General features: G+C 68.4%; 1 protein-coding gene. It reads left to right on the forward strand.

The features are described 5' to 3' along the window. A partial coding sequence (locus AC1DS4_RS18950; protein ID WP_477646104.1) for a hypothetical protein occupies positions 1–801 on the forward strand: 801 nt, incomplete at both ends.

Raw genomic sequence — 801 nt, forward strand, 5'->3', positions numbered from 1 at the left:
CCAGCTGTACGTGCAGGGCTCACTGATCGCCCAGGGCACCGCGGCCGCACCGGTGGTGTTCACCTCCTTCCGGGACGACACCGCAGGCGGCGACACCAACAGCGACGGCAGCGCCACCCTCGCGGCCCCCGGCGACTGGACCGGCATCAGCACGGACAACTCCGCAGGTTCCTTGTTGGCGCTGGACCACGTGCGGGTCTCGTTCTCYACCAGTGGGGTGTCCTCGGGGGGACAGACCGACGCGTCGATCACCAACAGCGTGCTCGACAGCAACGCCCTCACAGCGATCAGCCTGACCGACCTGACCACCACCCCGAAGGTCATGGGAAACACGTTCACCAGGAACTCCCTGAACGACGACTTCACCCCCGCCTGCCGGGACACCTGGTGCAAGCACAACTACTTCCCCGTGTTCATCCGCTCGACCAACCTCGACCTGGCCCAGCTCACCGGCAACACCGGCACCGGCAACAGCTACGACGCGCTCGGCCTGAGTGGCACCCTCACCACGAACGCCACCTGGCCCACCAGCGGACTACAAATCGTCGTCGGCTTCCAGCCCTACTACTACCCAGGACGGCCCTACAGCGGCGGCCTAGACCTGACCGTGCCCGCCGGGGTGACCCTGACCATGCCCGCCGGCTCCGCGGCCAAGTTCGCTCCCCAGGACCAGCTGTACGTGCAGGGCTCACTGATCGCCCAGGGCACCGCGGCCGCACCGGTGGTGTTCACCTCCTTCCGGGACGACACCGCAGGCGGCGACACCAACAGCGACGGCAGCGCCACCCTCGCGGCCCCCGG

It is taken from the genome of Pedococcus sp. P3_C7, from assembly GCF_056402615.1.